Source organism: Variovorax sp. GW822-FHT04E09 (genome assembly GCF_058800845.1).
Map to the genome: position 1 here is coordinate 232,792 of NZ_JBXAMR010000004.1, position 16,469 is coordinate 249,260.

At 68.7% G+C, this 16,469-nt stretch carries 18 protein-coding genes; 12 read left to right on the forward strand and 6 right to left on the reverse strand.

Annotated elements, in window-relative coordinates:
- Positions 1–24 precede the first annotated feature (24 nt).
- From AC1RL8_RS18095 to AC1RL8_RS18115, 5 genes are all read left to right on the forward strand, one after another.
- Positions 25–1,356: a C4-dicarboxylate transporter DctA gene (locus tag AC1RL8_RS18095; protein ID WP_062472092.1), complete on the forward strand. Its 1,332-nt coding sequence runs from the start codon at positions 25–27 to the stop codon at positions 1,354–1,356.
- Positions 1,357–1,361: 5 nt separating this feature from the next.
- On the forward strand, positions 1,362–2,069 hold the full coding sequence (locus tag AC1RL8_RS18100) for a GntR family transcriptional regulator (RefSeq protein ID WP_062472095.1): 708 nt from the start codon (positions 1,362–1,364) through the stop codon (positions 2,067–2,069).
- Between the two features lie 161 nt (positions 2,070–2,230).
- Positions 2,231–3,340 (forward strand): AI-2E family transporter, encoded by a 1,110-nt coding sequence (locus AC1RL8_RS18105; protein ID WP_062472098.1) that lies wholly within the window; start codon positions 2,231–2,233, stop codon positions 3,338–3,340.
- Positions 3,341–3,475: 135 nt separating this feature from the next.
- A complete protein-coding gene (locus tag AC1RL8_RS18110) occupies positions 3,476–3,913 on the forward strand; it encodes a DUF2141 domain-containing protein (protein WP_492685949.1) in 438 nt (145 codons plus the stop codon).
- Between the two features lie 12 nt (positions 3,914–3,925).
- Positions 3,926–5,425 (forward strand): carotenoid oxygenase family protein, encoded by a 1,500-nt coding sequence (locus AC1RL8_RS18115; protein ID WP_492685948.1) that lies wholly within the window; start codon positions 3,926–3,928, stop codon positions 5,423–5,425.
- A gap of 11 nt (positions 5,426–5,436) precedes the next feature.
- On the opposite strand, the gene AC1RL8_RS18120 is transcribed toward AC1RL8_RS18115, so the two are convergent.
- Positions 5,437–6,510 (reverse strand): aromatic ring-hydroxylating dioxygenase subunit alpha, encoded by a 1,074-nt coding sequence (locus AC1RL8_RS18120; protein ID WP_492685947.1) that lies wholly within the window; start codon positions 6,508–6,510, stop codon positions 5,437–5,439.
- A 351-nt stretch (positions 6,511–6,861) separates the two neighbouring features.
- Between AC1RL8_RS18120 and AC1RL8_RS18125 the strand changes: the two genes are divergently transcribed.
- Genes AC1RL8_RS18125 through AC1RL8_RS18135 form a run of 3 tightly spaced genes read left to right on the forward strand, consistent with a single transcriptional unit; the run spans position 6,862 to position 9,267 of the window.
- A complete protein-coding gene (locus AC1RL8_RS18125) occupies positions 6,862–7,890 on the forward strand; it encodes an ABC transporter substrate-binding protein (RefSeq protein ID WP_492685946.1) in 1,029 nt (342 codons plus the stop codon).
- Positions 7,887–8,414 (forward strand): nucleoside deaminase, encoded by a 528-nt coding sequence (locus tag AC1RL8_RS18130; protein ID WP_095744142.1) that lies wholly within the window; start codon positions 7,887–7,889, stop codon positions 8,412–8,414. The genes AC1RL8_RS18125 and AC1RL8_RS18130 overlap by 4 nt, the downstream gene beginning before the upstream one ends.
- A 22-nt stretch (positions 8,415–8,436) precedes the next feature.
- Entirely contained in the window at positions 8,437–9,267 is an 831-nt protein-coding gene (locus AC1RL8_RS18135) for an urease accessory protein UreD (protein WP_492685945.1), read from the forward strand.
- A 20-nt stretch (positions 9,268–9,287) separates the two neighbouring features.
- On the opposite strand, the gene AC1RL8_RS18140 is transcribed toward AC1RL8_RS18135, so the two are convergent.
- From AC1RL8_RS18140 to AC1RL8_RS18150, 3 genes are all read right to left on the reverse strand, one after another.
- Positions 9,288–9,743: a hypothetical protein gene (locus AC1RL8_RS18140; RefSeq protein ID WP_492685944.1), complete on the reverse strand. Its 456-nt coding sequence runs from the start codon at positions 9,741–9,743 to the stop codon at positions 9,288–9,290.
- 91 nt (positions 9,744–9,834) lie between these two features.
- Positions 9,835–10,254 carry an SEL1-like repeat protein gene (locus AC1RL8_RS18145; RefSeq protein ID WP_062472119.1) on the reverse strand — a complete coding sequence of 140 codons (420 nt, stop codon included), beginning with the start codon at positions 10,252–10,254 and terminating at the stop codon, positions 9,835–9,837.
- Between the two features lie 105 nt (positions 10,255–10,359).
- On the reverse strand, positions 10,360–11,412 hold the full coding sequence (locus AC1RL8_RS18150; RefSeq protein WP_492685943.1) for a YeiH family protein: 1,053 nt from the start codon (positions 11,410–11,412) through the stop codon (positions 10,360–10,362).
- Positions 11,413–11,482: 70 nt separating this feature from the next.
- Here AC1RL8_RS18150 and AC1RL8_RS18155 point away from each other — a divergent pair, with 70 nt between their 5' ends.
- Positions 11,483–12,367: a LysR substrate-binding domain-containing protein gene (locus tag AC1RL8_RS18155; RefSeq protein WP_492685942.1), complete on the forward strand. Its 885-nt coding sequence runs from the start codon at positions 11,483–11,485 to the stop codon at positions 12,365–12,367.
- Between the two features lie 53 nt (positions 12,368–12,420).
- On the opposite strand, the gene AC1RL8_RS18160 is transcribed toward AC1RL8_RS18155, so the two are convergent.
- Positions 12,421–12,627, reverse strand: a complete 207-nt coding sequence (locus tag AC1RL8_RS18160; RefSeq protein ID WP_062472123.1) for a YbdD/YjiX family protein — start codon at positions 12,625–12,627, stop codon at positions 12,421–12,423.
- A gap of 17 nt (positions 12,628–12,644) precedes the next feature.
- Positions 12,645–14,717, reverse strand: a complete 2,073-nt coding sequence (locus AC1RL8_RS18165; protein ID WP_095744137.1) for a carbon starvation CstA family protein — start codon at positions 14,715–14,717, stop codon at positions 12,645–12,647.
- Between the two features lie 230 nt (positions 14,718–14,947).
- Between AC1RL8_RS18165 and AC1RL8_RS18170 the strand changes: the two genes are divergently transcribed.
- The 3 genes from AC1RL8_RS18170 to pilV are packed head-to-tail and all read left to right on the forward strand — an operon-like array spanning position 14,948 to position 16,467.
- Positions 14,948–15,379: a type IV pilin protein gene (locus tag AC1RL8_RS18170; protein WP_492685941.1), complete on the forward strand. Its 432-nt coding sequence runs from the start codon at positions 14,948–14,950 to the stop codon at positions 15,377–15,379.
- Entirely contained in the window at positions 15,370–15,849 is a 480-nt protein-coding gene (locus AC1RL8_RS18175) for a GspH/FimT family pseudopilin (protein ID WP_492685940.1), read from the forward strand. Before AC1RL8_RS18170 ends, AC1RL8_RS18175 begins: the two co-directional genes overlap by 10 nt.
- A complete protein-coding gene (pilV, locus tag AC1RL8_RS18180) occupies positions 15,850–16,467 on the forward strand; it encodes a type IV pilus modification protein PilV (protein WP_492685939.1) in 618 nt (205 codons plus the stop codon).
- The last annotated feature ends 2 nt before the right edge of the window (positions 16,468–16,469 follow it).

A 16,469-nucleotide genomic window follows, 5' to 3' on the forward strand; every position in this document is an offset into this window, starting at 1 on the left:
ACACGACAACGACAGGAGATTTCCATGCCTCGCTTTGCCAAATCGCTCTTCGGACAGGTGGTCATCGCACTGGTGATCGGCGTGCTCGTCGGCCTCTTTGCGCCCGAGTTCGCCGCCAAGCTCAAGCCGCTGGGTGACGGCTTCATCAAGCTGATCAAGATGATCATTCCCGTGCTGGTGTTCTGCGTGGTGGTGCATGGCATCGCCGGCGCGGGCGACCTCAAGCGCGTGGGCCGGGTCGGCGTGAAGGCGCTGATCTACTTCGAGGTGCTGACCACCATCGCGCTGGCGATGGGTCTGGTGCTGGCCTTCGTGTTCGAGCCGGGCGTAGGCATGAACGTCGACCCCAAGGCGCTGGACGCCAGCGCCATGAGCGCCTACGCCTCCAACGCCGACAAGCTCACCAGCGGCGGCACGGTCGAGTTCCTGATGAAGCTCATTCCCACCACGGTGGTGGCCGCCTTCGCCACCGGCGACGTGCTGCAGGTGCTGCTGTTCGCGGTGCTGTTCGGCTGCGCGCTCTCGCTGCTGGGTGATCGCGGTGCGCCGGTGGCGGCGGTGGTGGATGCGCTCTCGCTGGTGCTGTTCAAGATCATGGGGATCATCATCAAGCTGGCGCCGCTGGGCGTGCTAGGTGCCATTGCCTTCACGGTCGGCAAGTACGGCATCGGTTCGCTCAAGCAACTGGGCATGCTGGTCGCCCTCTTCTATGGCGCGGTGCTGGTCTTCGTGTTCGTGGTGCTGGGGCTGGTGATGCGCATGTCGGGCTTCAGCCTCTGGAAGCTGCTGCGCTACCTGCGCGAAGAGCTGGCCATCGTGTTCGCCACCACCTCGTCGGACAGCGTGCTGCCGCAGATCATGGCCAAGCTGCGCCGCATGGGCATCCGCGATTCGACGGTGGGCCTGGTGATTCCCACGGGCTACTCGTTCAACCTGGACGCGTTCTCGATCTACATCACGCTGGCGGCCGTGTTCATTGCACAGGCCACCAACACGCCGATCTCGATGGCCGACCTGCTGACCATCCTGGCGATCGCGCTGGTCACCTCCAAGGGCGCGCACGGCGTGCCGGGCTCGGCCATCGTGGTGCTGGCCGCCACGCTGCATGCGATTCCGGCGATTCCCGCCATCGGCCTGGTGCTGGTGCTGTCGGTCGACTGGTTCATGGGCATCGCCCGCGCGCTGGGCAACCTGATCGGCAACTGCGTGGCCACCGTCGCGATCGCCGCGTGGGAAGGCGACATCGACCGGGAGCGTGCCCATGCCGTGCTCGACGGCACCTATTCGCCCGACGACGAGCCGCTGGCCGAGGCGCCCGTGGTAAACACCGGCACCGCCGCTTCCACCGCCCACTGAAAAAAATGCCCGCCGACGTCAGCCCCACCGCCATCGCCGAACGCGTCGTCGAGGCCATCCTCGCGCAGAAGCTCGCGCCCGGCGACCGGCTCGGCGAGCAGGCGCTGGCCGAGAACTTCTCGGTCAGCCGCACCATGGTGCGCGAGGCGCTGATGCAGCTGCAGGCACGCGGTTTCGTCGAGGTGCAGTCGCGCCGCGGCTGGTACGTGGTGGAGCCCTCGGCCGAGGAAGCGCGCGACGCCTTCTCGGCGCGCCGCATCGTCGAGGCCGGCATCCTGGCCGCGAGCGAAGGCCGGCCGCTGGGCCAGGTGATCCGCAAGCTGCGCGACCACATCGCCGACGAGCAGCGCGCCATCGAAGGCGCCGACGCCGCTACGCGCGCCTTCCTGCTGGCCGACTTCCATGTCTGCCTGGCCGAGCAGATGGGCCACCAGCTGCTGGTCGACGTGCTGCGCGACCTCACGGCGCGCACCACGCTGGCGGCCACGCTCTACCAGTCGAAGCACGAGGCCGGACAGTCGTGCGCGGAGCACGGCGCCATCGTCGCGGCGCTCGAGGCCGGCAACATCGAGCAGGCGCGCCAGCTCATGCTCGACCACATCGGCAATGTCGAACGGGCGCTGGAGGTCGACGCCACCGCCGAGCCCGACGCGCCGAGCCGGCTGCGCGCCACGCTCGCGCCGGTGGCGCTGCCGCGTGCCGCCAGGCGTTGAAGCTGTGCATTTGTGCCGCCATCAGCTATCGATTGCATAGCTGACACCCGCCGCCGGCCCTGCGCCTGCGGCGTTTTTCCTTGGCAACCCTGCTGCGCCGCACAAGGGCGCGCCGGCTGACACGGCGGCGGGTTCCGGCTCGGCTACAGTCCGAGACACTTATGAACTCTCCCCAACTCCAGCGCGGCGTCTTCCTCGCCCTGCTTGCCGCCGTCACCGTCGCCTTTCTGTGGGTGCTGATGCCGTTCTTCGGCGCGGTGCTCTGGGGGGTGGCGCTGGCGATTCTGTTCACGCCGCTGTTCAAGTGGCTGCTCAAGAAGATGCCCGGCCGGCGCAACGTGGCCGCGATGTCCACGCTGGCGATCTGCCTCTTTATCGTGATCCTGCCGCTGGCGATGGTGGGCGTGTCGCTGGTGCAGGAGATCGCGCTGATCACGCAGAGCATCCGCTCGGGCCAGATCAACTTCGCGGCCTACTTCCAGCAGATCCTGAATGCCACGCCGCAGTGGCTGCTGAACATCGTGGAGCGCTTCAACCTGGGCGACATGGCGGCCTGGCAGGCGCGCGTCTCGGCCATCGCGGGCCAGGCCAGCCAGCTCATCGCCAGCCAGGCGCTGGCCATCGGGCAGAACACCTTCGACTTCGTGGTGAGCTTCTTCGTGATGCTGTACCTGCTGTACTTCCTGGTGCGCGACGGCACTTCGCTGTCCAAGACCATGCGCGACGCGCTGCCGCTGGCCAAGCCGCACACGCACTACCTGCTGAACAAGTTCACCACCGTGATCCGCGCCACCGTGAAGGGCAACGTGGCCGTGGCCATTGCGCAGGGCACCATCGGCGGGCTGGCCTTCTGGTTCCTGGGCGTGCAGGGCGCGCTGCTGTGGGCGGTGCTGATGGCCTTCCTGTCGCTGCTGCCGGCCGTGGGCGCGGCGCTGATCTGGGGCCCCGTGGCCATCTACTACCTGGCCACCGGGCACTTCTGGCAGGGCGGCGTGCTGATCTTCATCGGCGTGTTCGTGATCGGCCTGGTCGACAACATCCTGCGCCCCGTGCTGGTGGGCAAGGACACGCAGATGCCCGACTACATCGTGCTGATGTCGACCATCGGCGGCATGGCGATCTTCGGCATCAACGGCTTCGTGATCGGGCCGGTGATCGCGGCGCTGTTCATGGCGGCCTGGAGCCTCTTTGCGGACTCGGGCCATGTGGGCACGGGGCACGCGGTCGAAGAGGCCGCACAGGCCCCGAAGGACGGGCAGGACAAGGCCTGACACGGCGCCGGGCCTCCGGCGTTCGCTCCTTCTGCGCGCATTTCGCGCGCGCAATCACGCATTCCGTCGCATGACGCTGGGCACCGCCCGGCGACTGCGGGATCGTCGGGCCCTCCACCCACCACGAGGCCTGCCATGCACCTTCCCGCTTTCCTCTCCCGCCCCGCCGCGCGCGGCCTGATCGCCGCTGCCGCGCTCGCCCCGCTCGGCACCCTGGCCGCCGACCTGAACCTGCGCATCGCCGACGGCCCGGCCGCCGGCGCCACGCTCTACGTCGCGCTGTACAACGACGCCGCCAGCTACGCCGAGAGCAAGGCCCTCGCCTCGCAGACCGCGCCCCTGCGCGAAGGCAAGGCCCGCTTCGTCTTCACCGACCTGGCGCCGGGCCGCTACGCGCTGCGCGTGTTCGCCGACGAGAACGGCAACGGCAAGCTCGACACCAACCTGGTGGGCATGCCGATCGAACGCTACGGCTTCTCGAACGACGCCAAGGGCAACCGCGGTGCGCCCGACTTCGAGGCCGCGGCGCTGCGCATCGACGCCGACGCGCAGGCCGTCATCCACCTGCGCTGAGGAGACACGGCCATGGAACGACGTGAACTCCTGCGCCTGCTGGCCACGGCCGGCGCCCTGCCCCTGCTCGCCCCGCTCGCACGCGCGGCCGGCACCACCGACGACTGGCAAGCCCAGTTCGAAGCCGCCGACGCGCCCTGGAAGATCGGCTTCGCCACGCCCCCGGGCGACCTGCCGCTGACCCGCGCCACCGTGCGCGGGCGCTTTCCCGACGCCGTCGCCGGCACGCTGTTTCGCATCGGCCCGGCCGGCCACGACCTGGGCGGCGAGCGCTACCACCACTGGTTCGACGGCGACGGCATGGTGCATCGCTTCGTCATCGAAGGTGCCGACGTGCGCCACCAGGGTCGCTACGTCGCCACGCCCAAGCGCGTGGCCGAGGTGAAGGCCGGCCGCCACCTCACCGAAGCCTTCGGCACCATGCCGCCGGGCGTGGAACCGCCCACCTCGGCCGACGCCATCAACGTCGCCAACACCAGCGTGCTGCCGATGCAGGGCGAGGTGCTCGCGCTGTGGGAGGGCGGCTCGGCCACGCGCATCGATGCGCGCACGCTCGACACGCTGGGCGTGAAGACCTGGCGCGCCGACCTCGCGGGCATGCCCTTCTCGGCGCACCCCAAGGTCGACCCGGACGGCACCGTGTGGAACTTCGGCGTGAGCTCGGGCCAGAGCCTGCTGGCGCTGTACGAGATCGCGCCCGGCGGCGCGCTGCGCCGCGCGGCCGTGGTGCCGGTGCCCGAGTTGCCGATGGTCCACGACTTCGCGGTGACTGCACGGCACCTGGTGTTCCTGATGCCGCCGCTGGTGTACGACAGCAAGCGCAAGGAGGCCGGTGCGAGCTTTCTCGACGCCCACGTCTGGCGGCCCGAGCTCGGCATGCGCGCGCTGGTGGTCGACAAGCAGGACTGGGACAAGCGCCAACTGCTCGAGCTGCCGGCCGGCTTCCTGTTCCACGTCGGCAATGCATGGGAAGAAGACACGCCGCGCGGTGCGCGCATTCACATCGATTACGTGCGCACGCAGAACGCCGAGTCGGTGTTCACCAGCAACCGCGAGGTGATGCGCGCGCGCCGTGTGCGCCGCAACGAACCGCGCCTGACCGTCGCCACGCTCGACCTGGGAACGGGCAAGGCCACGCAGCGCGAACTGCCGCTGGAGGCCGAGTTCCCGCGCATCGACCCGCGCCGCGTCGGCCTGCGCCACCGCCAGGTCGTGCACGCCACGCAGACGCGCGCCGACGTGCCCGGCTTCGGCGCCGTCGCGCGCACCGACATCGAGAGCGGACGCAGCCAGCGCTTCAGCTACGGGGCGCAGGCCATCGTGGAAGAGCACGTCTTCGTGCCCGACGGCGCCAAGGCCGGTTGGGTGCTGGGCACGGCGCTGGACTTCGGCCGGCAGCGCACGGTGCTGTCGTGCTTCGCCGCCGACCACCTGGCCGCCGGGCCGGTGGCGCAGGCGACGCTGCCGTACGCGCTGCCGCTGGGGTTGCACGGCGCCTTCGTGAAGGCCTGAACGCCGCCCGTTCAGGCGGCCTTCGCGATCGGGATCGTCATGCCCCGGTGCACCTCCGCCTCGCCATGCCTGGCCAGCAGCTGCATCAGGTGCTTGCGGATCAGCATGCCCGGCCGGTCGGACTCCATCGAGTACTCCACGCCGCGCCGGCGCGTGTCGACCAGCGCGTCGGGGTCGGTCGATTCGAGGATGTCCTTGTCCTCGCGCGTGATCTCCTCGTCGAAGTCGATCAGCATCTGCGCCGCGCAGTCGGCCTCGGTGTCGTTGCGGAACAGCCACTGGCACAGCTGCATGCGCCCGTCGTCGATGGGCGTGAAGCAGTTGATGATGATGTGGCGGATGCCGCTCGGGTACTCGATGTCGAGGCGGCGCGCGAACGGCAGGAAGTAGGCGTTGCGCATGTGGCGCGTGGTGATCGCGTCGGTCACGCCACTGATCGCATGGAACTTCACCGGGTTGGTCGCTTCGATCACCGTCTCGGCGTAGAAGCCCGACTCGTTTTCCACCAGCTCGTACCTGCTCGGCTTCGGGCTCGCGGCCACGCCGAAGGTGGCGCGGTGCACGAAGCTGAAGTGCGAGTTGTCGAAGGAGTTTTCGAGCGCGCGCATCGGGCTGGTCTGCCACTCTTCGTAGAACTGGAAGATGGTGCGGTAGCCCGGGTCGTCGAACTCGGGAATGGCCGGCATGTCGGCAATGGGTTCTTCCAGCGCCACCCAGGCGTAGCCGTAGCGCGCGGTGCAGTGGTAGGCCGTGGTCTTGTACTCGGGCGAGATCGTGCGGTCGGGCTCGTACTGTGGGATGCGCACTACCTGGCCGCTGCGGTCGTAGGTCCAGCCGTGGTAGCCGCACTGGATCGCGCCCTGGCCGCAGGCCTTGCCTTCGCCGTCGACGCACCAGCCCTTCGAGAGTTTGGCGGTGCGGTGGCAGCAGCGGTCGCGCAGGGCAGCCGGTTGGCCGTCGGCGTCGAGGAACAGAACGATGTCTTCGCCCAGCAGCCGGAAGGGCTTGGGGCCATGGGCCAGTTCGGTGAGCGGCATGACGGCATGCCAGAACTTGCGGAAGACGGGTTGTCGGGTGACGAGCATGGGCGAACTCCTTCGTTGTTGCGTGGGGGAACGAACGTGAAAGAGCAATTTCCTGCTTCGTCGGCATGCCGGTTGAAAAGGCATGCGCGAGGCTGAACGCTTCTACTCTGCGCCGATCGACTTGCAATTAGCGCGCCCGGATTGTGGCGCGCCCTTGTCGCGCGTCCAAGCCCCGCGCCGCGATGCCCGAGCGCCGCACCCTGGCATGCCTCATGCAAGACAGCGAGCAAGAGTAGAAGCGTTCAGCAGCGCACGCACCATCCCCGTGCGCCCGCCCGGAAATTGCTCTTGAGGCGCCTCCCGCCCGCGGTGGGAGGCATCCGTCAAGACCACCGACTCCGAGGCCCCACCATGCAACGCCGATCCTTTCTTGCCGCCGCTGCCGCCACCCTCGCCGCCCCTGCCGTGTTCGCGCAGGGCGGCAAGCTCACACCGCTCAAGTTCACGCTCGACTTCCGCATCAACGGCCAGACCGCGCCCTTCTTCCTGGCGCAGGCCAAGGGCTACTACCGCGACGAAGGGCTGGACGTGACGATCGACACCGGCGCCGGCTCGGTCGCGTCGATCACCCGCATCGCCAGCGGCGTCTACCAGCTGGGCCTGGGCGACATCAGCTCGCTGGTCGAGTTCAATGCACAGAACCCGGGCACGCCGGTGGTGCAGGCCGTGTACCAGTACTACAACCGTGCACCGTTCGTGATCATCGGGCGCAAGGACCGCGGCGTGACCAGCGACTTCAAGAGCCTCACGGGCAAGAAGGTGGCGGCCGCCGCCGTCGAGTCCACGCGGCGCGCCTGGCCGATGGTGGCGCGCAGGCAGGGCATGCGCGGCGACGCCTTCCAGTGGCAGACCACCGACTTCAGCGCGCGCGACAACGTGATGGTGCGCGGCGACGTCGATGCCGCCACCTACTTCCACGACTCGGCCGTCTCGCTCTTCGCGCGCATGAAGGCCGACGAGCTCTCGGTGCTCAAGTACGCGGACGCGGGCGTCAACCTGTACGGCAACGCGATCCTCGCGAGCAGCAACCTCATCGCGCAGAACCCGAAGGTGGTGGCGGCCTTCTTGCGCGCGACCAACCGCGCCATCGTCGAGACCTTTGCCAACCCCGTGCCGAGCATCGCGGCCATGCGCCAGCGCGAACCGATCCTGGACGAGAAGGTCGAACTCGAACGCTGGGGCCTCACGGCTCAGTACGTGGGCGCGGCGGACACGCGCGGCCACGGGCTGGGCGACATCCGCAAGCTCACGCTCGAACAGCAGGTCGACGAGGTGGCCGACACCTTCGGCCTGAAGACGCGGCCCTCGGCCGATGCCCTCTTCAACAGCTCGATGCTGCCTGCGCGCAGCGAGCGCCTTCTTCCCGCACCCAAGGCATGACCCCTCCTGAAAACCCCACTCCTTCCCTCCCCGAAGAAACCACGCTCGACGAGCGCGACGGCCGCTACCTGCGCAAGGCCATCGTGTGGTCGCACGCCGCGCGCCGACGCGGCAACCGGCCCTTCGGCTCGGTCATCGTCTCGGCCGCCGGCGAAGTGCTGGCCGAGGCCGCGAACAGCAACGCCGAAACCGGCGACTGCACCGCGCACGCCGAAGTGAACGCGCTGCGCGCACTGGCCGGCCGCGGCCTCACGCGCGAAGAGCTGGCCGGCGCCACGCTCTATGCCTCGGGCGAACCGTGCGTGATGTGCGCGGGCGCGATCTTCTGGTCGAACATCGGCCGCGTGGTGTTCGGCATCGACGCACAGCGGCTGCGCGTGTTCCGTGGCGAACGGCAGGACCAGCGCGACGCAGAGCTGTCGTGCCGCGACGTGTTCCGTGCCTCCCCGCATGCCATCGAATGCATCGGGCCGGCGCTCATCGATGAAGCCGCCGCCGCGCACGACGGCGCCTGGAAGACCTGAGCCGGCGCACTAGACTCCCCGCATGCCCTGGCACGCCCGTCTCCACCTCGCCTACCAAAAAGAAGCCGACCGCAGCGTCGCCCGTTTCCGCCACGACGGCCCGCTGCGCATCCTGCAGAGCCTCTACCCCGAGGGCGATGCCGTGTGCCACAACGTGCTGGTGCACCCGCCCGGCGGCCTCGTGGGCGGCGACACGCTCGACATCGACATCGAGGCCGCCGACGGCAGCCACGGCCTGATCACCACGCCCGGCGCCTCGCGCTTCTACCGCTCCGAAGGCGAGACCGCGCTGCAACGCACGCGCATCCGCCTCGCACCGGGCGCGCGGCTCGAATGGCTGCCGCTCGAAGCCATCTGCTACAGCGGCTGCCAGGCCGAGAACCGGCTCACGCTCGAGGTCGCACCGGGCGCCGAGATGATCGGCTGGGACGTGTGCGCACTCGGCCTGCCCAACGCCCACCAGCCCTTCGAACGCGGCACCTACCTGCAGCACATCGAGGCGCCCGGCGCGTGGCTGGAGCGCGGGCGCATCGACGCGAGCGACCACCGCCTGCTGCAAAGCCCGCTGGGCCTGGGCGGCCACCGCTGCCTTGCCTCGCTGTTCGTCGTGGCGGGTTCGCCGATGGCCAAGGCACGGCGTGAAGCCCTGCTGGCGCAGGCGCGCGAGCTGCTCGACGTGCACGAACTGCACGAGAGCGCGGGCGCGACCAGCCCGCATGCGGAGGTGGTGGTGCTGCGCGTGCTCGCACCGGTGGTCGAGCCCGCGATGCAGCTGCTGCGGCAGGTCTGGCAGGCGTGGCGCAGCGAGCTATGGCAACTGCCGGCGGCCACGCCGCGCATCTGGGCGACCTGAGACGCGGACGGCCGTCGCCGCTACTGTCGTGTCTTCAGGCGGTAGCTGCCGTTGAACGGATACGGGGACGAACCGTTCTGCCCCACCGCCTGCACGTCGACCGTCAGCGTGTGGCCCGAGAAAACGAGCGCGCCCGTGAGACGCGGCCTGCGCTCCTTCTCGTAGTGCTCCTGCAGCCGGAGGTCGCGAGGGTGCGTGGAAGGCGCCTTCTTCTCGGCCGCCTTGTCGAACTCGCTCACCTCGTACACCGAGGCGTCGGCTGCGTCGACGCGCCCTTCGATCGACGGCACCCGGATGCGGGATTCGAGTTCGTAGCTGCGGTGGAAGATCAGCGCCACGGGGTCATGCACCATCAAGCCCCGGGTGGCGTAGAGCGTGACCTCGTAGCCGTCGGCGATTCGGGTGACGGTCGCGTCGGGCTTGTTGCCTGTTGCCGTGCACCCCGCGAGCGCGAGCACGAACAGGAGCGAAGACACGGTGCGCCTGAGTTGGTCCGCGGGAGAAGGAGTGGGCATGCAACGGCGCGCTCGTGAAGGAGCGCCGAGTATGGCCGCACCGCACCCGCCATCAACCGCAGGCGATCTTTCCGGACGGCGCGCTGCGCAGCCTGTTGAGAAACGCCAGCTGCACCCTGGCCGTTTCGCTGCCCTGCCCGGCGGCGCGCAGCATCCACGTGCGCGCCTCGCAGCGGTCGGCCTTCACGGCCGATCCGTACAGCGTGGGCCCCGTCAGCAGCACCATGCCCAGCATCTCCTGCGCCTCGGGATGGCCTTCAGTGGCGGCCTGGCGCAGCTGCTCGAGCATCGTGCGGTAGTCGCGTGCGGCCTGCGCTTCGAGGGCGAGCTGGTAGCGCTGCTCGGTCTGCAGGTCGACGTTCGCGTCGAAGGGCTTCGCTGCAGCGATGGCGGCGACGAGGCACAGCACGCCTGACAGGACAATGCGCCAGCGCAGCGACCAACTGGCGATCTGGTTGAGTTCGGATGACATCGGTTTTTTCTCCACGGGTTGCGTGGCACCGATGGTCCCGCGAAGGCGCGCGCAGGAGAAACTGGAATTCACGCAGGATGCCTCAGGCGCCGCCTGAGCCCCCGCTCAAAACATCGCCAGCACGGCCGCATTCACCGCATAGCCGCCGGCCGTCAGGAACACGAACAGCAGCGCCCCCAGCTTGAGCGGCTGCGCCCCGGCCTTGCGCAGGCTGGCGGCGCTGGTGCGCAGGCCCATCGCGGCCATGGCGGTAGCCAGCAGCAGTGTGTCGAACTGCACCAGCGCGGCGACGAGTGCATGCGGCAGCACGTCGAGCGAATGCACTGCGCTCACGGCGATGAACAGCACGGCGAACCATGGCACGCGCACCTGACGCCAGCACGCGCCCAGGCTCGCCGCGCCCGGTGTCGACGCCGCCACGCGGAACGACAGGCCCATGAGGAACGGCGCCAGCATCATCACGCGCAGCATCTTTTCGACCACGGCCGCGTTGGCCGCGTCCGGGCTGACGGCCTCGCCCACCGCGACCACCTGAGCCACCTCATGGATGGTGGAACCCGCGAAGAGACCGAAGGCATGTTCCGTGAGCCCGAGGTACGGATAGACCAGCGGGTACGCCACCATCGACAGCGTGCCGAACACCACCACCGTGGCGACGGCGATCGACACCTTGTGCTCCTCGCCGCGCACCACGGGTTGCGTGGCCATCACGGCGGCGGCGCCGCAGATGGCGCTGCCCGCGCCGATCAGCGCGGCCGTCTCGCGGTCGAGCCCCAGCCAGCGCGTGCCGATGCGCACGGCGAGGCCGAAGGTCAGCGCCACCATCGCCATCGCGATCAGCACGCCAGGCCAGCCGACGGCGCCGATGTCGCTCAGCGAGATGCGAAAGCCGTAGAGCACGATGCCCGCGCGCAGCAAGGCGCTGCGCGCGAAGTCCACGCCGGCGCCGGTGCGCGCCGACACCGCAGGGAACACCGTGTTGCCCGCCACCATGCCCAGCGCGATGGCCAACGTGAGCGCGCTCAGGCCCAGATGCACCATCGGCGGCCATTCGGCCAGCAGCGCGGCGGCGGCCGCCAGCAGTGCGGACAGCAACACGCCGGGGCCGCAGCGGCGAACGAAGGAGAAACCGGGCAAGGAGGCGGCAAGGGAGGACATGGACCCGACTTTAGGAATCGACACCCCATGAGTCAAAGACATAAACTTCACCGATGCATGAAGTTAAGTTATGACCCTGAACCTGCACCTGGTGCGCCTGTTCGTCGCCGTGGCCGAGGCGGGCAGCTTCTCGCGCGCGGCCGAGGGCCTGTGGATCAGCCAGCCGGCGGTGTCCAAGGGCATCCGTGAGCTGGAGCACCAGCTCGACCTGACGCTCATCGAGCGCGGCGCGGGCAAGGGCTTTCGGCTCACCGAGGCCGGAGCGTCGCTGCTCACGCATGCGCGCGGCATCTTCGCGATGGAGCGCGCGGCGCTGGACGACGTGCGTGCGCGCGTCGGCGTGCAGCGCGGCAGCCTCACGCTGGGCGCCAGCACCACGGTGGCGAGCTACTGGCTGCCGCCGCAGATCGCGGCCTTCTGCGCGGCTTATCCGGCGGTGGTGCCGCGCGTCACGGTCGGCAACACGCAGTGGGTGTGCGAGCAGCTGCTCGAATGCCGCATCGACCTCGCGCTGGTCGAGGGCCGCGTGGACGAAGAACGCGTGGAGGTGCGCGAATGGACCACCGACCCGCTCGCCATCGTCGCGCCGCCCGACGCCGCCCTGCCCCGGCGCGGCGTGACGGCCGCGCTGCTGGGCCGGCAGAACTGGATCCTGCGCGAGCTGGGCTCGGGCACGCGCCAGGCCACCGAGGCGCTGTGCGCGGCGCACGGCATCGACGCGCCGCCGTGGATGGAAATGGCGAGCAACGAAGCCATTGCGCGCACCGTGGCCAGCGGGGTCGGCATCTCGATGCTGCCGCGCGTGGTGGTGGCCGACATGCTCGCGCTGGGCACGCTGCGCGAGCTGAAGCTGCCCGGCGCGGTGCTGTCGCGGCCGCTGTACCGGCTGGCCTTGAAGAACCGGCCACTCTCGCCGGCGGCGCTGCGGATGGCGCAGATCCTCGACGCCTCGTGACAATAAAAAAGGGCGCACCGTGTGCGCCCTTTTTTCCTTTCAGCCGCTACCCGCTAGCAGCAGCGGCCCTTGCCCGCGCCGTAGCGCGCCTCGAGCCGCTCGCGGAAAAATTCCTCGTAGCTCATCGGCGCCCGGTCCGGGTGGGTGGCCGCCATGTGCGTCAGGTAGACGTCGTAGTCGGGCAGCCCGACCATGAGCCGCAGCGACTGCTTGATCGAGCGGGCGATGTAGCGCCCGGCTTCCGGCATGGCAAGGCCCATGGCGTGCTTGCGTCCGGTCAGTGGGCGGCGGACGAGGCCGCGCCCATCGCCTCGAACGGCGTCTCCTGCGTGGTCGGCCGGTTGGCCGCGCGGGCCGCCAGGCAGGCCTTGATGCTGTAGACCAGCACGCTCAGCACCACGAAGATGAAGAGCGCGCACAGCGCCGCGTCGAGCCGGTCGTTGAAGACGATGCGCGACATGGCTTCGGGCGTCTTGGCCGGCGCGATCAGCACGCCGTTGGCCAGGCCGTCGGCGTACTTGGCCGCATGCGACAGGAAGCCGATCTTCGGATCGCTCGAGAAGATCTTCTGCCAGCCCGCCGTCAGCGTGCAGGCCAGCAGCCACACGGCCGGCGCCGCCGCCACCCAGGCGTAGCGCTCGCGCTTCATGCGGAACAGCACGACCACGCCCAGCATCAGCGCCACCGCGGCCAGCATCTGGTTGGAGATGCCGAACAGCGGCCACAGCGTGTTGATGCCGCCCAGCGGATCGACGACGCCCTGGTACAGGAAGTAGCCCCAGGCCGCCACGCACAGCGCGGTGGCGATCAGGTTGGCCGGCAGCGAGTCGGTGCGCTTGAGCGCGGGCACGAAGCTGCCCAGCAGGTCCTGCAGCATGAAGCGGCCGGCGCGTGTGCCGGCGTCCACCGCCGTGAGGATGAAGAGCGCCTCGAACAGGATCGCGAAGTGGTACCAGAAGGCCATCATGGCCTGCCCGCCGATCACCTGGTGAAGGATGTGGGCCATGCCCACGGCCAGCGTCGGCGCGCCGCCGGTGCGCCCGAGGATGGTGGTCTCGCCCACGTCCTTGGCCGTCTGCAGCAGCATCTCGGGCGTGACCACGAAGCCCCAGCCGGAGATCGTTGCCGCGGCCTGTTGCACCGTGGTACCGACCAGCGCGCCCGGGCTGTTCATCGCGAAGTAGATGCCCGGCTCGATGCACGAGGCCGCCACCAGCGCCATCACGGCGACGAACGACTCGGCCAGCATGCCGCCGTAGCCGATGAAGCGCGCGTGGCGTTCGTTGTCCAGCATCTTGGGCGTGGTGCCCGAAGAGATCAGCGCGTGGAAGCCCGAGACGGCACCGCAGGCGATGGTGATGAACAGGAACGGGAACAGGCTGCCCGACCACACCGGGCCGTTGCCCTGCGCGAACTGCGTGATGGCGGGCATCTGCAGCGTGGGCATCACGACCACGATGCCGATGGCCAGCGCGATGATCGTGCCGATCTTCAGGAAGGTCGACAGGTAATCGCGCGGCGCCAGCAGCAGCCACACCGGCAGGCTGGCGGCCACGAAGCCGTAGCCCACGAGCATCCAGGTGAGCGCCTTGCCGTCGAAGGTGAAGGCCGGGCCCCACACCGGGTGCTGGCTGACCCACTGGCCGCCGAAGATGGCCGCCATGAGCAGCACGAAGCCGATCACCGACACCTCGCCGATGCGGCCCGGGCGGATGTAGCGCAGGTACACGCCCATGAACAGCGCCACCGGAATCGTCGCGGCCACCGTGAAGCTGCCCCACGGCGATTCGGCCAGCGCCTTCACCACGATCAGGGCCAGCACCGCCAGGATGATGATCATGATCATGAAGGTGCCGAACAGCGCGATCATGCCGGGCACCACGCCCATCTCCTGCTTGACCAGGTCGCCCAGCGAGCGGCCGTCACGGCGCGTGGAGATGAACAGGATGATGAAGTCCTGCACCGCCCCCGCGAACACCACGCCCGCCAGCACCCACAGCAAGCCGGGCAGGTAGCCCATCTGCGCGGCGAGCACCGGGCCCACCAGCGGGCCGGCGCCCGCAATGGCCGCGAAGTGGTGGCCGAACAGCACGTTCTTGTCGGTCGGCACGTAGTCCAGGCCGTCGTTGTGGCGGTGCGCGGGCGTCTTGCGGTTGGCGTCCAGCCCCAGCACCTTGTCGGCGATGAACAGGCTGTAGTAGCGGTAAGCGATCAGGTAGGTGCAGAGCGCGGCGGTCACGACCCACAGGGCGTTGATGCTCTCTCCCCGGCTCAGGGCGACGGTGCCCAGCGCAAAAGCGCCGAGCACGGCCACGGCCAGCCACACCAGATGGCGGCGAATGTTGGGCATGCGGATGTCTCCTCGATATGAACCGGGCGAGTGTTCCCCGCCCGCCGCCGGGCCGCATCCGTCGGACTGCGCGGGCTGGCCGGGTGGAATTGCCTAATGGATAACCCCTATCCGCGCCCAAATCGCCTCCGCCCGACAGCCATCAGAAGCGCCGCAAAACCGTTGCGCTCACATTAGATGTGATAAATTCACATTCACTAACAATGTGAAACATCTCTGACGAGTCCACGATGACCCAGCATTCGCAGGCACGCGCCCCCCGCGGCTTCACATTGATCGAGGTCATGATCACGGTGGCCATCGTGGCCATCCTGGCGTCGATCGCCTACCCGTCCTACCTGCGCTACATCATTCGGTCCAACCGGTCGGCGGCCCAGGGTTACATGCTGGAGGTCACCAACCTGCAGCAGCGCTATCTGCTGGATGCGCGGGCCTACGCCGCTGACCTTGCAACGCTGAATTCGAGCGCGCCTTCCCATGTGTCGTCCAACTACACGGTCACGACGACCCCAAAGACCGGAACGACGCTGCCGGGCTTCACGGTCACGGCCACGCCGATCGGCAGTCAACTCGCCAGGGATACCGGCTGCGCAACGCTGACGATCGACGAAACGGGGACAAAGACCGCGTCGGGCACCAACGGAGTCGCAGGATGCTGGTAGGGTGCCGCTCGCGGCTCCGCTCGCGCGGCTTCACGCTGATCGAATTGGTCACGGTCATCACGATCATGGCAATCCTGGCTGCCATCGCGACGCCTTCTTTCAGCGCATTCATTGCCAACCAGCGCATTCGCAACGTCTCCTTCGACCTGATGGCAGCCATCACGCTGGCCCGGAGCCAGGCCGTGACCCGCAACGGCAATGTTTCCCTGCGCAAGGTCGGCACCGACTGGGACGGCGGGTGGAGGGTGAGCGACGGCACCCTCACGTTCCAGAACCAGGAGGCCTACAAGAACCTCTCCATCACCGACTCGGCGGGCCTGAGCGCCATCACCTACGGCAAGGACGGCCGCACCGTGACAGCGAGCACGAAATTCACCATCGCGCCATCAGCCGCGGTGAGCGGCGTGAGTTCGCGCTGCATCTCCATCGGCCTGAGCGGCGTGCCGAGCAGCAACGCAGGAGCCTGCTAGATGTCGTCCTGTCCTTCTTCCAACCGTCGCCTCCAGGTGGCCGCGCCCCAGCATGGGATCGCGCTGATCGAAGTGCTGGTCTCGCTCGTCATCCTGTTGTTCGGCCTGCTCGGCCTGGTGGGGGTGAGCAGCCGCTCGAGCCTGGCCGAGATGGAGTCCTACCAGCGGATCCAGGCCTTGCAACTCGTGCAGGACATGTCGGACCGTCTCAACGCCAACCGGAAGGTCGCGAGCTGCTACTCCAACGGGGCGACCGGTGTGCAACTGGGCACGGGGACTGGCAACACGGGGGCCGCGAACTGCACCGTCGGCAATGCACAGCAACAGGCGCGAGCCACGGCCGATCTTGCGGCCTGGGACAACATGCTCAAAGGACAGGCCGAGATCCAGTCGGGTGCCAAGCTCGGCGCCATGATCGGCGCCATCGGCTGCGTGACCCTCGACGATGCCGCCAACAACATCTACATGATCGCCGTGTCCTGGCAAGGCCTCGCCAAGACGGCCGCGCCGACCCTGGCCGATGGCAGCACAGCGTTTCCCTGCGGCAACGGCAGCTATGGCGATGAAAAACTGCACCGGGTCGTCACCACAAAGGTTCGGATGGGGACACTGTCGTGAGG